The sequence below is a fragment of the Xenorhabdus japonica genome (assembly GCF_900115195.1).
Classification (GTDB): domain Bacteria; phylum Pseudomonadota; class Gammaproteobacteria; order Enterobacterales; family Enterobacteriaceae; genus Xenorhabdus; species Xenorhabdus japonica.
On sequence record NZ_FOVO01000006.1, the window covers coordinates 1 to 14,618 of the forward strand.

Consider the following 14,618-nt stretch of genomic DNA (forward strand, 5'->3'; position numbering starts at 1 on the left):
CCTGTTATTCGTACAAGTAACAGGCACTAAAAAAGGGGATATGGGCTCAACTTGACACGTTGAAAAAATGACCTCCCCCCTTTTGCGACACCCTCAAAAATAGCGCGGCTCAGGTTTACAATGCCAATACCGTAACCCACATCGGAGATTTTCCAACCGGATAACGTGCCAGTTGAGTCAATTTTCCGGAATATTTATCAATATGTGACACTGAAATATGATCCGATTTCTGCCCTGACGCAATCAGGAAATGACCACTGTGATCAATGGCAAAACCACGAGGCTGGGTTTCTGTCGGATAATGTCCCGCTAATGTCAGATGATAGCCATCTTCTGAAATACGGAAATGGCTGATAAGGCTCTCTGAACGTTCACTGGTATAAAGATGTCGACCATCAGGTGTAATGTGAATATCTGCCGACCAACGAACGTTGGAAAAATCTGTTGGCAACGAATCGATTGATTGCACAATACGGTATTTTTCCCATTTACGCAGAACGTCAACCGCTGAATCCAATTCATTAAGGCAGTAGGTCGCTTGCTTTTTCGGATGAAATGCCATATGGCGTGGGCCTGCATCCGCTGCTGTGGTAATTTTATCTGCTCGGTTTTCTGTCAGATAACCCTGTTCGTCCAAATTGAAAATACGAATATGATCTTCTTTCAGGCATGGAACCAGTAATTGTCGATTTTCACGATCAATATTGGCAGAGTGTGGCGCTTGCAGGCCTTCTACAATTTGGCACGCTGCTTTGACGATTCCAGTTTCATCAATAGGATGGACACTTAAGTTATTGAAGCTGTAAGAAGCAGAAAATAAAAAACGTCCTGTTCTGTCAGTGGATATATGGGTCGGACTACCCGGCAATGGTGCAATGGCCTGCTGTCTAAGGCGTCCATCTTCCTCAATCGCATAAGTCACGATACTGAATTGAGGACGAATTCCTACATATAAATGTTTGCCATCAGGATTAACGACCATTGGCTGTACTTCACCTGGCACGTTCACGGTCTGGAGAAGCGAAAGTTCTCCTGCCACATTAAGCGACCATACGTGAATTTGTCGGCTGCTTGGGCTGGCTGTATAAACCACCTGTTTCATGTTCTCTCCTTAATGCTTCATTGCCATTTCATTGATCTATAAAGATTCTTGAAAAGTTTTGTCTGCTAAACTGCTCATATGACAGTTTAATTATGTTCAACTACTGTATATTATTTTGTTTATATCATAGACAACCCAGAGGCCAACTCATGTCATATCGCGTTATCGCGCTGGATCTAGATGGAACACTACTCGATCCACAAAAACGTATTTTGCCAGAATCACTGGCTGCCCTAAATGAAGCCCGCCAATCAGGTATCAAAGTTCTGATTGTGACTGGACGCCATCATGTCGCCATCCATCCTTTCTATCAAGCGCTGCAACTTGATACTCCTGCCATTTGTTGCAATGGAACTTATTCATATGATTATCATGAAAAGAAAGTCTTGGCCTCTAATCCACTCTCTATCCAAGAAGCCTCTCAAGCACTTTCCTACCTGCAAGATACGGAAATTCAGCATCTGATGTATGTTGATGATGCCATTTTATATCAATTTCCTCACACTGTAGCCCGAACCCTTGCATGGTCGGATTCTCTGCCGGAGCACCAACGCCCTAATATCCAGCAAGCAGAAAACTTTCAAGATGCAATCCACAATGTGAATTTCATTTGGAAATTCGCTACCAGCTCACCCAATTTAGTAAAACTACGTGAGATTAGTGAACAAATTGAGAAAAATATTGGCCTTGAGTGTGAATGGTCATGGTTTGATCAGATAGATATAGCTAAAAAAGGTAATAGCAAAGGTATGCGGTTACAGCAATGGGTGGAGTCGCAAGGTATGAGCATGAAAGATGTGATTGCTTTTGGTGATAATTATAACGATCTCAGCATGCTGGGAAGCGCTGGACTGGGAGTCGCTATGGGAAATGGCGTCGATGCTGTCAAAGACCGGGCAGATATTGTCACACGGGATAATACCCAGCCCGGCATTGCTGAAGTCCTTCGAAAATACGTTCTGTAATTACCTTTGGCATTATTGGGAGTGGGTATAAAATGGGAGTGAATCAGTCATGAGATGGTCACTGCTGCACTCCCTACATACATAACTCTATATACATCATTTCCTACGTATATACTTTCCTATGAATACAGTTTCCTGCGTACTCATAAGTGACGATTTAAGGAAATACTCTTTATCTGCGCATACAGCCATTGTCCTACCCGCAGATTAAGCTCTTCCCGCGCCCAAGGTGTAATTCTCGCCCATAGGCTATGTTCACTCAGTGCCAATTTAACATCAACCTGACCATTTTCTTCAAAAAATTCAATGATTTTTACTTGTAAAGTATTACGGATGCTGCTGTTTTTTGGAGGCTCCAAAACTAAGGAAACGTCTGATGCATCAATGCGGATACGCAAATCAGTTCCCGGAGAGGCATTAGTTTGTGGTAGCCAAAGAATTTTGTCAGCCACCGCAACTGCGGTCATTTGATAACGCTGATAGTGTTCCATGACCGATACTTTCAGTATGCTGCCAAGACTCTCTTTTTGCAGCCACGGACGCAGTGCACTGCTTGACCAAACGTCTTCCAAAGTCCCTGTCGCCCTGATTTTTCCATCGTCCATGACAATGACATTATCTGCCAAGCGTAAAATTTCATCCAAACTATGGCTCACATACAGGATCGGAATTTTGACATCTTCGGACAATTTTTCGAGATAGGGTAATAACTCGCGCTTACGTGGTAAATCTAATGATGCCAATGGCTCATCCATCAGCAAGATTTCAGGTGCAGTCAGTAATGCACGACCAATCGCTACCCGCTGTTTTTCTCCGCCAGATAATGTGATGGGAAAACGTGACAGTAAATGCTCAATCCCCAATAAGCCAATGATGCTGTCAAACTGCGGTTTCATCTCTGGTGCCATACCGTATTGTAAGTTTCCCTTCACACGATAATGCGGGAAAAGGCGTGCATCCTGAAATACATAACCAATCCGGCGCTTTTCTGGCGGCAGAAAGATATTTTGTTCGGTATCCACTAAAGTGGAGCCATTTAAAACAATGCGACCTTTTTGTGGACGGCTCAATCCCGCAATGGCGTTGATTAATGAGGTCTTTCCTGCTCCCGAAAGCCCAAATATGGCGGTAATGCTTTCTGTTGGCAACGTAGTATCAACCTGCATATGCAGCTCACCCAAATGCTGCTCAAAATCCACTTCTAACATGCTGCCCCCAAACGTTTTCTCCCCCAACGTGTCAGCCATTCGGAAAGCATCAATGAAATCAGCGCTAATGCAATTGCAATTACGCACAGACGGGCTGCGGCTGTTTCCGCACCAGGCGTTTCTATCAAGGTATACATGGCAAGGGGAATAGTGCGGGTTTCCCCCGGAATATTCGACACAAAGGTAATGGTTGCCCCAAATTCCCCCAACGATCGGGCGAACGCCAATACCGCACCAACAATGATGCCGGGTAATGACAGCGGCAGGGTAATGGTGAAAAAGACTTTAAGCGAATTCGCCCCCAAAGTACGAGCGGCCTGTTCCAAACGCCGATCTATGCTCTCCAGCGACAACCGAATGGCTCTGACCATCAGCGGAAAAGCCACTACAGCCGAAGCTAACGCAGCGCCTATCCAATTAAATACAAAACTGACACCAAGCCAGTCATAAAGGAATTCACCAATTACTCCACGACGCCCCATGCTGATGAGCAACAGATATCCCACTACCACCGGTGGTAATACCAGTGGCAAATGGATAATGCTGTCAAGCAGGGATTTCCCAAAAAACTGGCAACGAGCCAGCATCCATGCCATTAATATCCCGAATGGCAAACTGAATAACACAGCAATCCCTGAGATTTTTAAGCTCAGTAAAATTGCCTGCCATTCATATTCACTTAACATCTCCAAAAGATCAGTTCCTACAGAGGACTAAAACCGTAGCGTTTAAAAATTGCAGCGGCTTCAGGGGTTTTAAGATAATCATAAAAATCATGAACAGCCTGTTTTTCATGGCCTTTGATTATTGCAACCGGATATTCCACCGGTTTATGGCTTTCCGGTGGGAAAACACCCACAACTTTCACCTTATTGCTGGCAACGGCATCAGAGCCATAAACAATGCCCAGCGGGGCTTCAGCTCGTTCCACCAGCGCCATACCACTACGCACATTGTTAGTGCGTGCCATTAGTGGGTTGACCGTATCCCATGCATTCAAATATTGCAGCGATTCCTTGGCATAAATACCAACTGGCACATGATCAGGATCGCCAACAGCTAAGCGCTCTCCCGTTAGTAAAGATTTCCATTTTGTTTCTCGGTTGATGTCAATTTTGTCTAATTTGCTCCCTTTGGGAGCTATCAGTACAAGCTGATTACCCAATAAGGTATGACGGGTATTCTCAGCAATTAATTGTTTATCAGTAGCATAATTCATCCACTGCTGATCGGCAGAAATAAAAATATCCGCAGGTGCTCCCTGCTCTATCTGACGAGCTAGGGTCGAAGATGAAGCGTAAGAAGCAACAATATCTCCCTGTTTTTCTTTTTTGTACTGTGCCGCAATATCATCAAGTGTGTTAGTTAATGAAGCAGCCGCAAAAACCGTCACTTTATCTGTTGCCCAGACGTTTCCAACAAGCGCAAAAGAGACCACAGCCCCTGTCAGCAACTGATAAACTTTCTTTTTCATTTGACACTCACCTAAGATAACCAATATGGTGCGTTGCATATAACAAAATACAACGTTAAATGAAAATGCTATTCCAAGATTAATCGGCAAGTTGTGAGCCAGTTTTAGCTTTTTATATTAATTAAATGAAAAAACAAACCCTGTTGTTTCAAACGGGGTTTGTCAGCGGGCTGAATCCAGGATATACAGGCCTATGAAGAAGAAACCAGATAGAGATAGAAATAGAGATAAAATTAGACCAAAACTACCGTTCAATACCTTTTGTTTCTCTTTTGGAAATAATATTAAACAATCCTCCAAGCCCGTAAATCAACGCCAAAATAGCAGCCATTACGACGGGAACCATAATCAGTGAAAATCCCATACTTTTAAGCAATTCAAACATGCTAACCTCATTCCTGAATGACTAACAAATTAACTGTGTCATAACTGATTCTGATATACACAGACGCTAATCTAGCTATTCTAGACAATAAAAAAGTAACAGTAACCGACGAAACGTGCGATTCTTAGGGTTCTGTTGTGAAAACTCTCAAATATTTGCCTGAAATGAATCACTATGCAAGCCCAAATATTATTAACACTGAAATTGCAACAACGCCTGTTGCAACTTTATGATCTGCTGTAAAAAATTCAACAAAAAGCGTTTGATGCCCTGAAAGAAGATTCTCTACCCTTGGACAGCTTACTCGCCGCTATATCTCGCTTTTCGTTACAAACCAGTGCCCGAAATCAATTCTTCGGTACGATCATTAAACGTAACCACGAGAATATTCAACAATATGGTATCCCGCTAAAACTATGCTCAATCGATTTCAAAAATTATTAACCCTCAATGAATAACAGACAGCTACGCATTGACATTGAACATTATTCCGCTTATTTCTGATGATCCTTTAGTTGATGTTGCTTAAAAAGGAAGAAGAATGTCTGAATTGCAAATAACGCAAGGTAGTTTCCGTTTAAGTGACACCCGTACCCTACGGCTACCGTCACTAAAAATTATTTCTGAGGAAAATTGGGCTTTTGTTGGCGCAAATGGTAGTGGAAAATCTTCGTTAGCCCGTGCTCTGTCCGATGAGTTAATTCAACTGGTAGGTGAACGTCATTGTTCGTTTCATACACCAATACGTCTATCATTCGAACAATTGCAAAAACTGATTGATGAAGAATGGCAACGCAACAATACAGATTTACTCAGTGAAGGAGAAGAGGATACCGGACGCACGGCTGCGGATATCATTCAACTTCATCATAAAGACAATGAATTGTGCCTTGAATTAAGCGAGTATTTTGGTATTAAGGATTTGCTCTCGCGACGATTCAAGTACCTCTCAACGGGGGAAGTTCGTAAGGTTCTGCTGTGTCAGGCATTGATGGTAAATCCTGACCTGCTTATTCTTGATGAACCTTTTGATGGACTGGATGCTTATGCACGAGATCAACTTGCCCAGTTATTGAATTCTCTGGCTACAAAAGGCATTACTTTAGTTTTGGTGTTGACCCGATTCCATGAAATTCCTGATTTTGTCGAACAAATTGGTGTACTGGCGGATTGCCACCTGACGTTGAGCGGGAAAAAAGAGCGTATTTTGGCAGAATCTCTCGTGGCACAGTTAGCACACAGTGAGGAACTGAAAAATATTCACCTTCCCGAAACAGATGAATTACAGGCTGATGAACAACGCCCGACTAATCAGCCATTGGTGTCAATGCATAATGTTATTGTTCAATACAATGACAAACCCATTTTGCATGGCTTAAGCTGGCAAGTGAATCCCAGTGAACACTGGCAGGTCATCGGTGAAAATGGTGCTGGAAAATCGACACTTCTTAGTCTGATTACAGGCGATCATCCCCAAGGTTACAGCAATGAATTAATATTATTTGGCCGTCAACGAGGAAGCGGGGAAACGATTTGGGACATTAAACGCCACATTGGTTATGTCAGTAACAATGTTCATCTTGAGTATCGTGCCAGTACCAGCGTTCGAAATGTCATTCTTTCAGGTTTCTTCGATTCAATAGGACTTTATCAGGCTGTTTCAGATCGTCAGCAACAGTTAGCTGATAATTGGCTGGACTTATTGGGATTATCTGCTTCAACAGCAATTAGCCCTTTTCATAGTTTGTCATGGGGACAACAGCGGCTTGTTTTAATTGCCCGCGCTCTAGTGAAACATCCCGCATTATTGATTCTGGATGAACCTTTGCAGGGGCTTGATCCCTTAAACCGCCAGTTAGTTCTGCGCTTTATTGATATCATGATTTCCAGCGGTGATACGCAGCTCCTGTTTGTTTCCCATCATCAGGAAGATGCGCCAAAGTGTATTACTCATCGTCTGCGATTTATACCTGATGGTGATATTTATCGATATAAAACCGAGAGTGTTTCCCTAGAATCGCTGTAATCTTCTTTTCTACTTCTGCACGTTACTGTGGTTCCTCTCTTGATAGAGGGGAATCCAGTGTTATCGCTCTTTCCAATCATTCTTTCTAAAATCAAGTAATATTTTTTTGATATTTTTTGTTATTATTTTTGAATTTTTTAACCATTACTATAAAATCACCGCCTATTTTTAGACTATTTCATTGGTTTTTTCAAAGATAACAGGGAATTATATGGCTTGGGCATTACTTGCCGCTTCATTGGCTCTTTTAGATCGTTGCCAGAAAATTGCTTTTTTCATCGCACTCTTCGCTATCATTGCGGGGATCAGCACTAACGTACTTACCTATCCCGCTATCATCACGCTGACAGTGATGACTCTATTAGGTGTGGCACACATTTATTGTAAAAAAAATAGCGGCTGTAAAAAAAACAGCAAAAAATATTTTGCCATCAGAATTATTATCGAGTTGTTATTGCTTACTGGCGGTATTTTGCTATTTATGCATTACATTCCAGGATTTCATAATCTCAAATATCTGGACAAAGTACAGACTGGCTCGCTCAGCGCACCTTTTTCAATGTATTTCAACTTTGATAAGGCATTACTGCCATTTGTCCTAATATTCTGTATGCCTACTCTGTTCACCCGAAAACCTTTGGTTGAGGCACCTCCTCATGGATGGGCACTGTTGATCGTAGCCATCCCGGCATTATTAGGGCTTGCAACAGCATTAGACGGATTATCGGTTGAACTTCATTTACCTAGTTGGTTCCCTGCTTTTGTCATCGCTAATATTTTCTTTGTCTCTTTGGCTGAAGAAGCGCTGTTTCGTGGCTATATTCAGCAAAAGTTAAGTCAATGGATGAACCCTTACTTAGCTCTTGTCATTACCTCTCTGATTTTTGGCGGAGCCCATTTTGCTGGTGGTGGTTTACTGATGATTTTCGCCACTCTGGCAGGGTTAATTTATGGTGTGACATGGATGTGGAGCGGTCGTTTATGGGTGGCTGTTGCTTTCCATTTTTCCCTCAATCTGATACACCTGCTGTTTTTCACCTACCCAATAAAATCAGTAGTCATACATTAAACTGAATTCTATTTGATCTGAATTGTCACACTCTATTACCGGGATACAGTTCAGATCAAACACCGCCTTTCATTCCTTTCTCCTCATCAAATATGTGATCGCCGTAATTATCAGCAAACATGATTTAAAACAGAAGATACGAGACTATTGTTTGCCGTTTTGGTCTATCGCGCCATATAATGCCCGCAGCGATCTTTTCATTTCGTATTAAAAAGTACTGATAGGAGTTTAAGCTATGGCTGTAACTAAACTGGTTCTTGTAAGGCACGGAGAAAGTGAGTGGAACAAAGAGAACCGTTTTACTGGCTGGACTGATGTTGAATTGTCAGACAAAGGCCGCTCTGAAGCACAACAAGCTGGTCAACTGCTGAAAGAAGAAGGCTTCACTTTTGATTTCGCCTACACTTCCGTTTTAAAACGTGCCATTCACACTTTGTGGAATATTCTGGACCAGGTCGATCAGCAATGGCTGTCTGTTGAAAAAAGCTGGAAATTGAATGAACGTCACTACGGTGCATTGCAAGGTCTGGACAAAGCAGAAACCGCAGCTAAGTACGGTGATGATCAAGTTAAATTGTGGCGCCGTGGCTTCGCGATTACTCCTCCTGATTTGACCCAAGATGATGAACGTTACCCAGGCCACGATCCTCGTTACGCAAATCTTAAACCTGAAGAACTCCCAGTAACTGAAAGCCTTGCAACCACTATTGAGCGTGTTGTCCCTTATTGGGAAGAAGTTATCAAGCCACGCGTAGAAAAAGGTGAAAAAGTTATCATCGCTGCTCATGGTAACTCCCTGCGTGCACTGGTGAAGTATCTGGATAATATGAGCGAAGAAGCAATTCTTGAGCTGAATATTCCAACTGCTGTACCACTGGTTTACGAGTTTGATGAGAACATGAAACCTATCAAACACTATTATTTGGGCAACGCTGATGAAATCGCAGCAAAAGCGGCAGCAGTTGCAAATCAGGGTAAAGCGAAGTAATTCTCAAGGATCACGCAAAAGAAATGTTAAAAGCCGGATTGATTTCCGGCTTTTTTATGATGTTATTACAATAAATTAGCTTCTGCGGCTCTTGATAGCCTGAGATAATTGACGCAGTAAGGTTTCTGTATCTTCCCAACCAATACAAGCATCTGTCACACTCTGACCATAAACCAAAGGCTTATTACTCTCCAGATTTTGATTTCCTTCAACTAAGTGGCTTTCAACCATAACACCAATGATCGCATTTTCGCCGCCTGCAATCTGACCACAGACATCCACACCTACATCCATTTGTCGTTTAAACTGCTTTGCACTATTTGCATGGCTAAAGTCAATCATCACGCGAGGAGCTAAACCAGCTTTCTCTAACCCTTCTTTAACCTCACTGACATGCTTGGCGCTGTAATTAGGCTCTTTGCCACCACGCAGAATAATATGGCAATCGTGGTTACCTGTCGTATTAACAATCGCAGAGTGACCCCATTTCGTGACAGACAAGAAACAATGTGATGAGCTGGCTGAATTGATAGCATCAATGGCGACTTTAATTGTTCCATCCGTGCCATTTTTGAATCCAACCGGACAAGACAGCCCAGATGCCAATTCGCGATGAACCTGAGATTCTGTTGTACGTGCTCCTATCGCACCCCAGCTCATGAGATCTGCTAAATATTGGGGGCTAATCATATCAAGGAACTCGCCAGCCGCAGGCAACCCCATATTATTAATATCAAGCAATAGATTACGGGCAGTACATAATCCATCGTTGATATCAAAACTGCAATCCATGTTTGGATCGTTGATCAGTCCTTTCCAGCCTATAGTTGTGCGGGGCTTTTCAAAGTAAACCCGCATAATGATTTCCAAATCATCTTTCAGTTCTTCACGTAATTGATTCAAGCGCCTTGCATATTCTAATGCCGCTTGTGGATCATGAATTGAACATGGACCAATCACTACTAATAGACGATCATCTTCACCAATTAAAATATTATGAATAGATTCACGTGCCTTGCGAACTGTAATAGCACTATCTTCTGTCGCAGGAAATTTTTCGAGTAGCGCTACTGGTGGTAGTAATTCCGTTATTTTTCTTATTCTTATATCGTCATTCTGGTAATTCATTATCCTTTCACCCAATGTATTTACAGTTATTTGAAATAATTTTGTGATTTCAATCTAACTGTTAGGCGTTGTGCTGTAAATAATCTTTGTGAGTAAAAATAGGGTACTTTTTTGATATAAAAAATCATCGAACGTAAAAATGATGTTAATTCAAATAAATAGACTGATAAGAAGAAAATACTTTGCAGCAAAGATGCCAAATAACAGGCCATAGATTAATCCTATGGCCGATGATCAGTGTTAATTTATATTTTATTTTGCTTGTTATCCGTTATGTTTAGCTGCCTTGATCCACAGGTGAGCACCATTTAGTGCGATACCTGTCAAAATAATATATTGCAGCGACATCGCCAGAACACCTTGATAATAATAAATCACTACACTGATAACATTGATGATGACCCAAATCAGCCAGTTTTCTACATGCTTACGAGTCATCAGAATCATAGCTACTATGGATAATACCGTCATTACTGAATCCCAGAATGGGAAAGCATCTGGCTGTAGCTCAGGCATAGTGATATTAGACCCCATTCCCTGTAGAGCAAGCACCACTATTTTTGCCATATAACCAAATACTTGATCGATATTGAATGTCATGATCAATATGGCAAAAATTGAAATCGCGGCAACAGTAGCCATCTGTTTAGGATTAAGCCAACGAATTTTAAGCTCTACTTGTTTTTGCTCATTCACTCGGCTCCATGCATACCAACCATAGATATTGGCCGCGAAGAAAAAGACTTGCAAAATGAGGCTGGCGTAGAGTTGAATTTGGAAGAAGATGACGGCAAACAGTGAAACATTAATTAGCCCAAATAGGTAATTAATGATTTTCTCCTGACTGGCGAGCCAAATACATAATAACCCTGCTATCGTACTAATCGCTTCAATATATGAAAGGTCATAACCGTCTGTTCCTAATGGTATATGTACTAATATGTTATTGATATTGAAAAAATCCATGCTTTCTTATCCTTACCATAAATAATGTTTAGTATATCTATATAACAAACGTGAAATTACGAGACAAATAGGTTATTTTGCTCTTTTTGGTTTTACATACTAAACACGATAGCGAATTTAAATAAAAAAGTCTTTAAGTATTTTAAAGGTCTTAGGCCGATGCTGGCGCATCGTTGTCTCGCTTCGCTCGACTCGAACCTGCGACCTATTGATTAAAATTCAACTACTCTACCGACTGAGCTAACGACCCATCTAAGGAGTGCATGAATTGAGAATTTAAATGGTGGGTCGTGCAGGATTCGAACCTGCGACCAATTGATTAAAAGTCAACTGCTCTACCGACTGAGCTAACGACCCATCTAAGGAGTGCATGAATTGAGGATTTAAATGGTGGGTCGTGCAGGATTCGAACCTGCGACCAATTGATTAAAAGTCAACTGCTCTACCGACTGAGCTAACGACCCATCTAAATCTGTTTGGCAGTTATCCTTGCCAACGGCGGCATATATTACTGATTTCTCAGTAGGGCGCAACATTTATTTTAGAAAAATTGTTTGAATGTCTATTAATCAGACAATTACCCCAAAAAGACCGATATTTGATCTTTTGGGGATAATTATTACATCCCAGAAAGCTTTTTCTCAGCCATTTTTGCTGCATTAGTACCAGGATATTGCTTAACCACCTGCTGATAAACAGCTTTCGCTTTAGCCTTTTGTCCCTTTTCCTGCATGATTACACCAACTTTATACAGGGAGTCACTGCTTTTTTGCGACTTAGGATAATCTTTCACAACAGTGGCAAAATAATAAGCCGCATCGTCTTTTTTGCCTTTGTTGTAATTCAATTGTCCTAACCAATAATTAGTATTCGATAAGTACTTAGACTTAGGATAGATTTTGACAAAATTTTGAAATGCCACAATCGCTTTATCATATTCTTTGGTATTAATAGCCAAAGAAACGGCAGCATCGTAATCACCCTTTTCACTTCCCGTACTCACAGGTGCGGCGGATTGCCTATTATCACCTTGTGCCGAAGGCGCTGCATTACGATTTTCTGAGTCTGAACTTTCCGCACTTGATGGATTGGTTATTTTATCTAACTGTAAATAAAGATTTTTTTGACGTTCAATGACCTGATTTAATTGATACTGACTCTCCTGAATTTGACCACGGAGCATATCAATATCACGTTGGGAATCAGAAAGCTGTTGCTGGAGTTGAGTTAATAATTGACTGTGAGCGTCAGAAATACGCTCTAATTGGGAGAGGCGTTCATCGGTGGAGCCTGAGCCGACATTATTGATTGGCGCTCGGGCAGTAGCGACCCAAGGAGCCGCTACGCCAACCAATAACGACAGACCCAACATATAACGTCTGAAGTTACTGTTCATGCATTACTCTTAGTATACGATTACAGCGCGACGGTTTTTAGAGTACGCTGCTTCGTCATGGCCAAGTACAGCCGGTTTTTCTTTACCGTAAGAAACGATAGCGAGCTGATCAGCAGAAACGCCTTTGCCTTGCAGATACATTTTCACTGCGTTTGCACGGCGCTCACCCAGAGCGATATTGTACTCTGGAGTACCACGCTCATCTGCGTGACCTTCGATAGTAACTTTAACAGATGGGTTAGTGCGCAGGAATGCAGCGTGGGCATCCAGCATCTGAGCAAATTCGCTGTTGATATCATACTTATCGAAACCGAAGTATACGATGCTTTTGTTCTGCAGCTCTTGCATCTGCTGACGTGCTAATTCTTCAGCAGACAGACCTGTTGATTTAGAAGAATTATCAACAGTGCCTACACTAGACTGATCATTGTTGCCATTTTTGTTAGTAGTACACGCTGCTACGGCCATGATTGGTAAAGCTAACATCAGCCCTTTTAGCACTTTGTTCAGTTGCATCTCTTTGATCCTTTTATAGTTTGCCATACATATTATTATGCATCACAGATACGGCGACCAGGCAGGAGATTTTACCTGTCCATTGGTAGCCGGAAGACGCGCTTTGAAACGCCCATCAGTCGAAACTAGCTGCAATATAGTTCCCCACCCTTGAGTAGAGCTATAAATCACCATAGTGCCATTAGGTGCGATACTCGGCGTTTCATCCAGAAACGTATCTGTCAAAATTTGGACAGATCCCGTTGCCAGATCTTGTTTAGCGATATGCTGACTGCCACTTGCCGAGCTAACCATCACGACAAAACTACCGTCAGGGCTAACATCTGCATCTTGGTTCTGTGATCCTTCCCAAGTTAGGCGTTGTGGAGCACCGCCATTAATATCAATTTTGTACAACTGCGGACGACCGCCCTGATCTGAGGTATAGACCAATGTCTGGTTATCCGGCATCCAGCTTGGCTCAGTATTATTACTGCGGCCATCAGTGACCTGACGGATTTGGCCAGAAGCTAAATCCATCACATAAAGATTTAAACTACCTGTTTTAGATAATGCAAAGGCAAGTTTAGTCCCATCCGGGGAAAATGCAGGTGCTCCGTTATGACGAGGGAATGAAGCTACCTGACGTACAGCACTTGTTGCCAAAGTTTGAATAATCAACGCAGAGCGACCACCTTCAAACGTAACATAGGCAAGTTTGGAAGCATCTGGAGACCATGCTGGTGACATCAGTGGTTCCGGTGAACGGTGTATCCGAGTTTGGTTATAGCCATCATAATCAGAAACATACAGCTCATATGGAAATTTACCCTCATTGCTGTTTTTGACGACATAAGCTAGACGGGTACGAAATGCACCTTTAATACCTGTCAGTTTTTCAAATACCTGATCACTGACTGTGTGTGCTGCAAAGCGTAACCATTTTTTATCGATTGTGAACTGATTTTGTTCCAACACAGTTCCCGGTGCACCAGCAACATCAACAAGCTGATAAGAAACAAGAAATTTACCATCCGCACTTGGCTGAATATGTCCGACAACCACTGAGTCGATTCCAAGAGCAGACCAAGCAGCAGGCGTTACTTCTGAGGCAATCGCCGGTTGTTGCGGCATACGATTTGGATCAATCGGATTAAATTTCCCACTGTTTCTTAAATCCGCAGCAATAATTGAACTAATATTTTCAGGGGCGTCTCCTGCACCAGACCATTTAAATGGGACAATCCCAATAGGACGAGCAGAATCAACACCTTGTGTAATTTCAATACGGACTTCTGCATGAGCAAACACAGCCCACATCATCAGAAAGCTCAATATTATTCTAAACTTCTGTTTAAACATTTGTTCAAAAGTTTGCTTCATCATTTCTCCCTTATCGCGATCTTTTATATGCCC

At 42.0% G+C, this 14,618-nt stretch carries 14 protein-coding genes, 2 tRNA genes and 1 pseudogene; 5 read left to right on the plus strand and 12 right to left on the minus strand.

The window, feature by feature from the left end; all coding sequences use genetic code 11:
• Positions 1 to 115: 115 nt before the first annotated feature.
• Positions 116 to 1,102 carry a 6-phosphogluconolactonase gene (gene pgl / locus BM135_RS03760; RefSeq protein WP_092517968.1) on the minus strand — a complete coding sequence of 329 codons (987 nt, stop codon included), beginning with the start codon at positions 1,100 to 1,102 and terminating at the stop codon, positions 116 to 118.
• A 149-nt stretch (positions 1,103 to 1,251) separates the two neighbouring features.
• Between pgl and BM135_RS03765 the strand changes: the two genes are divergently transcribed.
• A complete protein-coding gene (locus BM135_RS03765) occupies positions 1,252 to 2,067 on the plus strand; it encodes a pyridoxal phosphatase (protein ID WP_092517970.1) in 816 nt (271 codons plus the stop codon).
• A 143-nt stretch (positions 2,068 to 2,210) separates the two neighbouring features.
• Here the strand turns inward: BM135_RS03765 and modC are convergent, their stop codons facing one another.
• The 4 genes from modC to BM135_RS03785 all read right to left on the minus strand — a co-directional run bounded on the left by modC (position 2,211) and on the right by BM135_RS03785 (position 5,134).
• The gene (modC, locus tag BM135_RS03770; protein WP_175485951.1) at positions 2,211 to 3,275 is read right to left on the minus strand and encodes a molybdenum ABC transporter ATP-binding protein ModC; all 1,065 of its coding nucleotides are present in this window, start codon (positions 3,273 to 3,275) and stop codon (positions 2,211 to 2,213) included.
• A complete protein-coding gene (gene modB, locus BM135_RS03775) occupies positions 3,269 to 3,961 on the minus strand; it encodes a molybdate ABC transporter permease subunit (RefSeq protein WP_092517974.1) in 693 nt (230 codons plus the stop codon). The genes modC and modB overlap by 7 nt, the downstream gene beginning before the upstream one ends.
• A gap of 17 nt (positions 3,962 to 3,978) precedes the next feature.
• A complete protein-coding gene (gene modA / locus BM135_RS03780; protein ID WP_092517976.1) occupies positions 3,979 to 4,749 on the minus strand; it encodes a molybdate ABC transporter substrate-binding protein in 771 nt (256 codons plus the stop codon).
• Between the two features lie 244 nt (positions 4,750 to 4,993).
• Entirely contained in the window at positions 4,994 to 5,134 is a 141-nt protein-coding gene (locus BM135_RS03785; protein ID WP_092517978.1) for an AcrZ family multidrug efflux pump-associated protein, read from the minus strand.
• A 210-nt stretch (positions 5,135 to 5,344) separates the two neighbouring features.
• On the opposite strand from BM135_RS03785, the pseudogene BM135_RS03790 reads away from it, so the two are divergent.
• The 4 genes and pseudogenes from BM135_RS03790 to gpmA all read left to right on the plus strand — a co-directional run.
• Positions 5,345 to 5,533, plus strand: a pseudogene (locus BM135_RS03790) (molybdenum-dependent transcriptional regulator); the annotation flags it as partial.
• A 142-nt stretch (positions 5,534 to 5,675) separates the two neighbouring features.
• Complete coding sequence (gene modF / locus BM135_RS03795) at positions 5,676 to 7,160, plus strand: molybdate ABC transporter ATP-binding protein ModF (RefSeq protein WP_092517979.1); 1,485 nt, start codon at positions 5,676 to 5,678, stop codon at positions 7,158 to 7,160.
• 211 nt (positions 7,161 to 7,371) lie between these two features.
• A complete protein-coding gene (locus BM135_RS03800) occupies positions 7,372 to 8,229 on the plus strand; it encodes a CPBP family intramembrane glutamic endopeptidase (protein WP_092517980.1) in 858 nt (285 codons plus the stop codon).
• Between the two features lie 235 nt (positions 8,230 to 8,464).
• Positions 8,465 to 9,217, plus strand: coding sequence for a 2,3-diphosphoglycerate-dependent phosphoglycerate mutase (gene gpmA / locus BM135_RS03805; protein WP_092517981.1), 753 nt, complete (start codon positions 8,465 to 8,467; stop codon positions 9,215 to 9,217).
• A 75-nt stretch (positions 9,218 to 9,292) separates the two neighbouring features.
• Here the strand turns inward: gpmA and aroG are convergent, their stop codons facing one another.
• The 7 genes from aroG to tolB all read right to left on the minus strand — a co-directional run bounded on the left by aroG (position 9,293) and on the right by tolB (position 14,564).
• Positions 9,293 to 10,345: a 3-deoxy-7-phosphoheptulonate synthase AroG gene (gene aroG, locus BM135_RS03810; RefSeq protein WP_092517982.1), complete on the minus strand. Its 1,053-nt coding sequence runs from the start codon at positions 10,343 to 10,345 to the stop codon at positions 9,293 to 9,295.
• A 264-nt stretch (positions 10,346 to 10,609) separates the two neighbouring features.
• The gene (gene pnuC / locus BM135_RS03820; protein WP_092517984.1) at positions 10,610 to 11,311 is read right to left on the minus strand and encodes a nicotinamide riboside transporter PnuC; all 702 of its coding nucleotides are present in this window, start codon (positions 11,309 to 11,311) and stop codon (positions 10,610 to 10,612) included.
• Positions 11,312 to 11,592: 281 nt separating this feature from the next.
• A tRNA-Lys gene (locus BM135_RS03830) sits at positions 11,593 to 11,668 on the minus strand.
• 31 nt (positions 11,669 to 11,699) lie between these two features.
• Positions 11,700 to 11,775 (minus strand) — tRNA-Lys (locus BM135_RS03835).
• Between the two features lie 155 nt (positions 11,776 to 11,930).
• Positions 11,931 to 12,707 (minus strand): cell division protein CpoB, encoded by a 777-nt coding sequence (gene cpoB, locus BM135_RS03840; RefSeq protein WP_092517985.1) that lies wholly within the window; start codon positions 12,705 to 12,707, stop codon positions 11,931 to 11,933.
• A gap of 9 nt (positions 12,708 to 12,716) precedes the next feature.
• Positions 12,717 to 13,223 carry a peptidoglycan-associated lipoprotein Pal gene (gene pal / locus BM135_RS03845; protein ID WP_092517986.1) on the minus strand — a complete coding sequence of 169 codons (507 nt, stop codon included), beginning with the start codon at positions 13,221 to 13,223 and terminating at the stop codon, positions 12,717 to 12,719.
• 42 nt (positions 13,224 to 13,265) lie between these two features.
• Positions 13,266 to 14,564, minus strand: a complete 1,299-nt coding sequence (gene tolB / locus BM135_RS03850; protein WP_175485953.1) for a Tol-Pal system beta propeller repeat protein TolB — start codon at positions 14,562 to 14,564, stop codon at positions 13,266 to 13,268.
• Between the last annotated feature and the right edge of the window lie 54 nt (positions 14,565 to 14,618).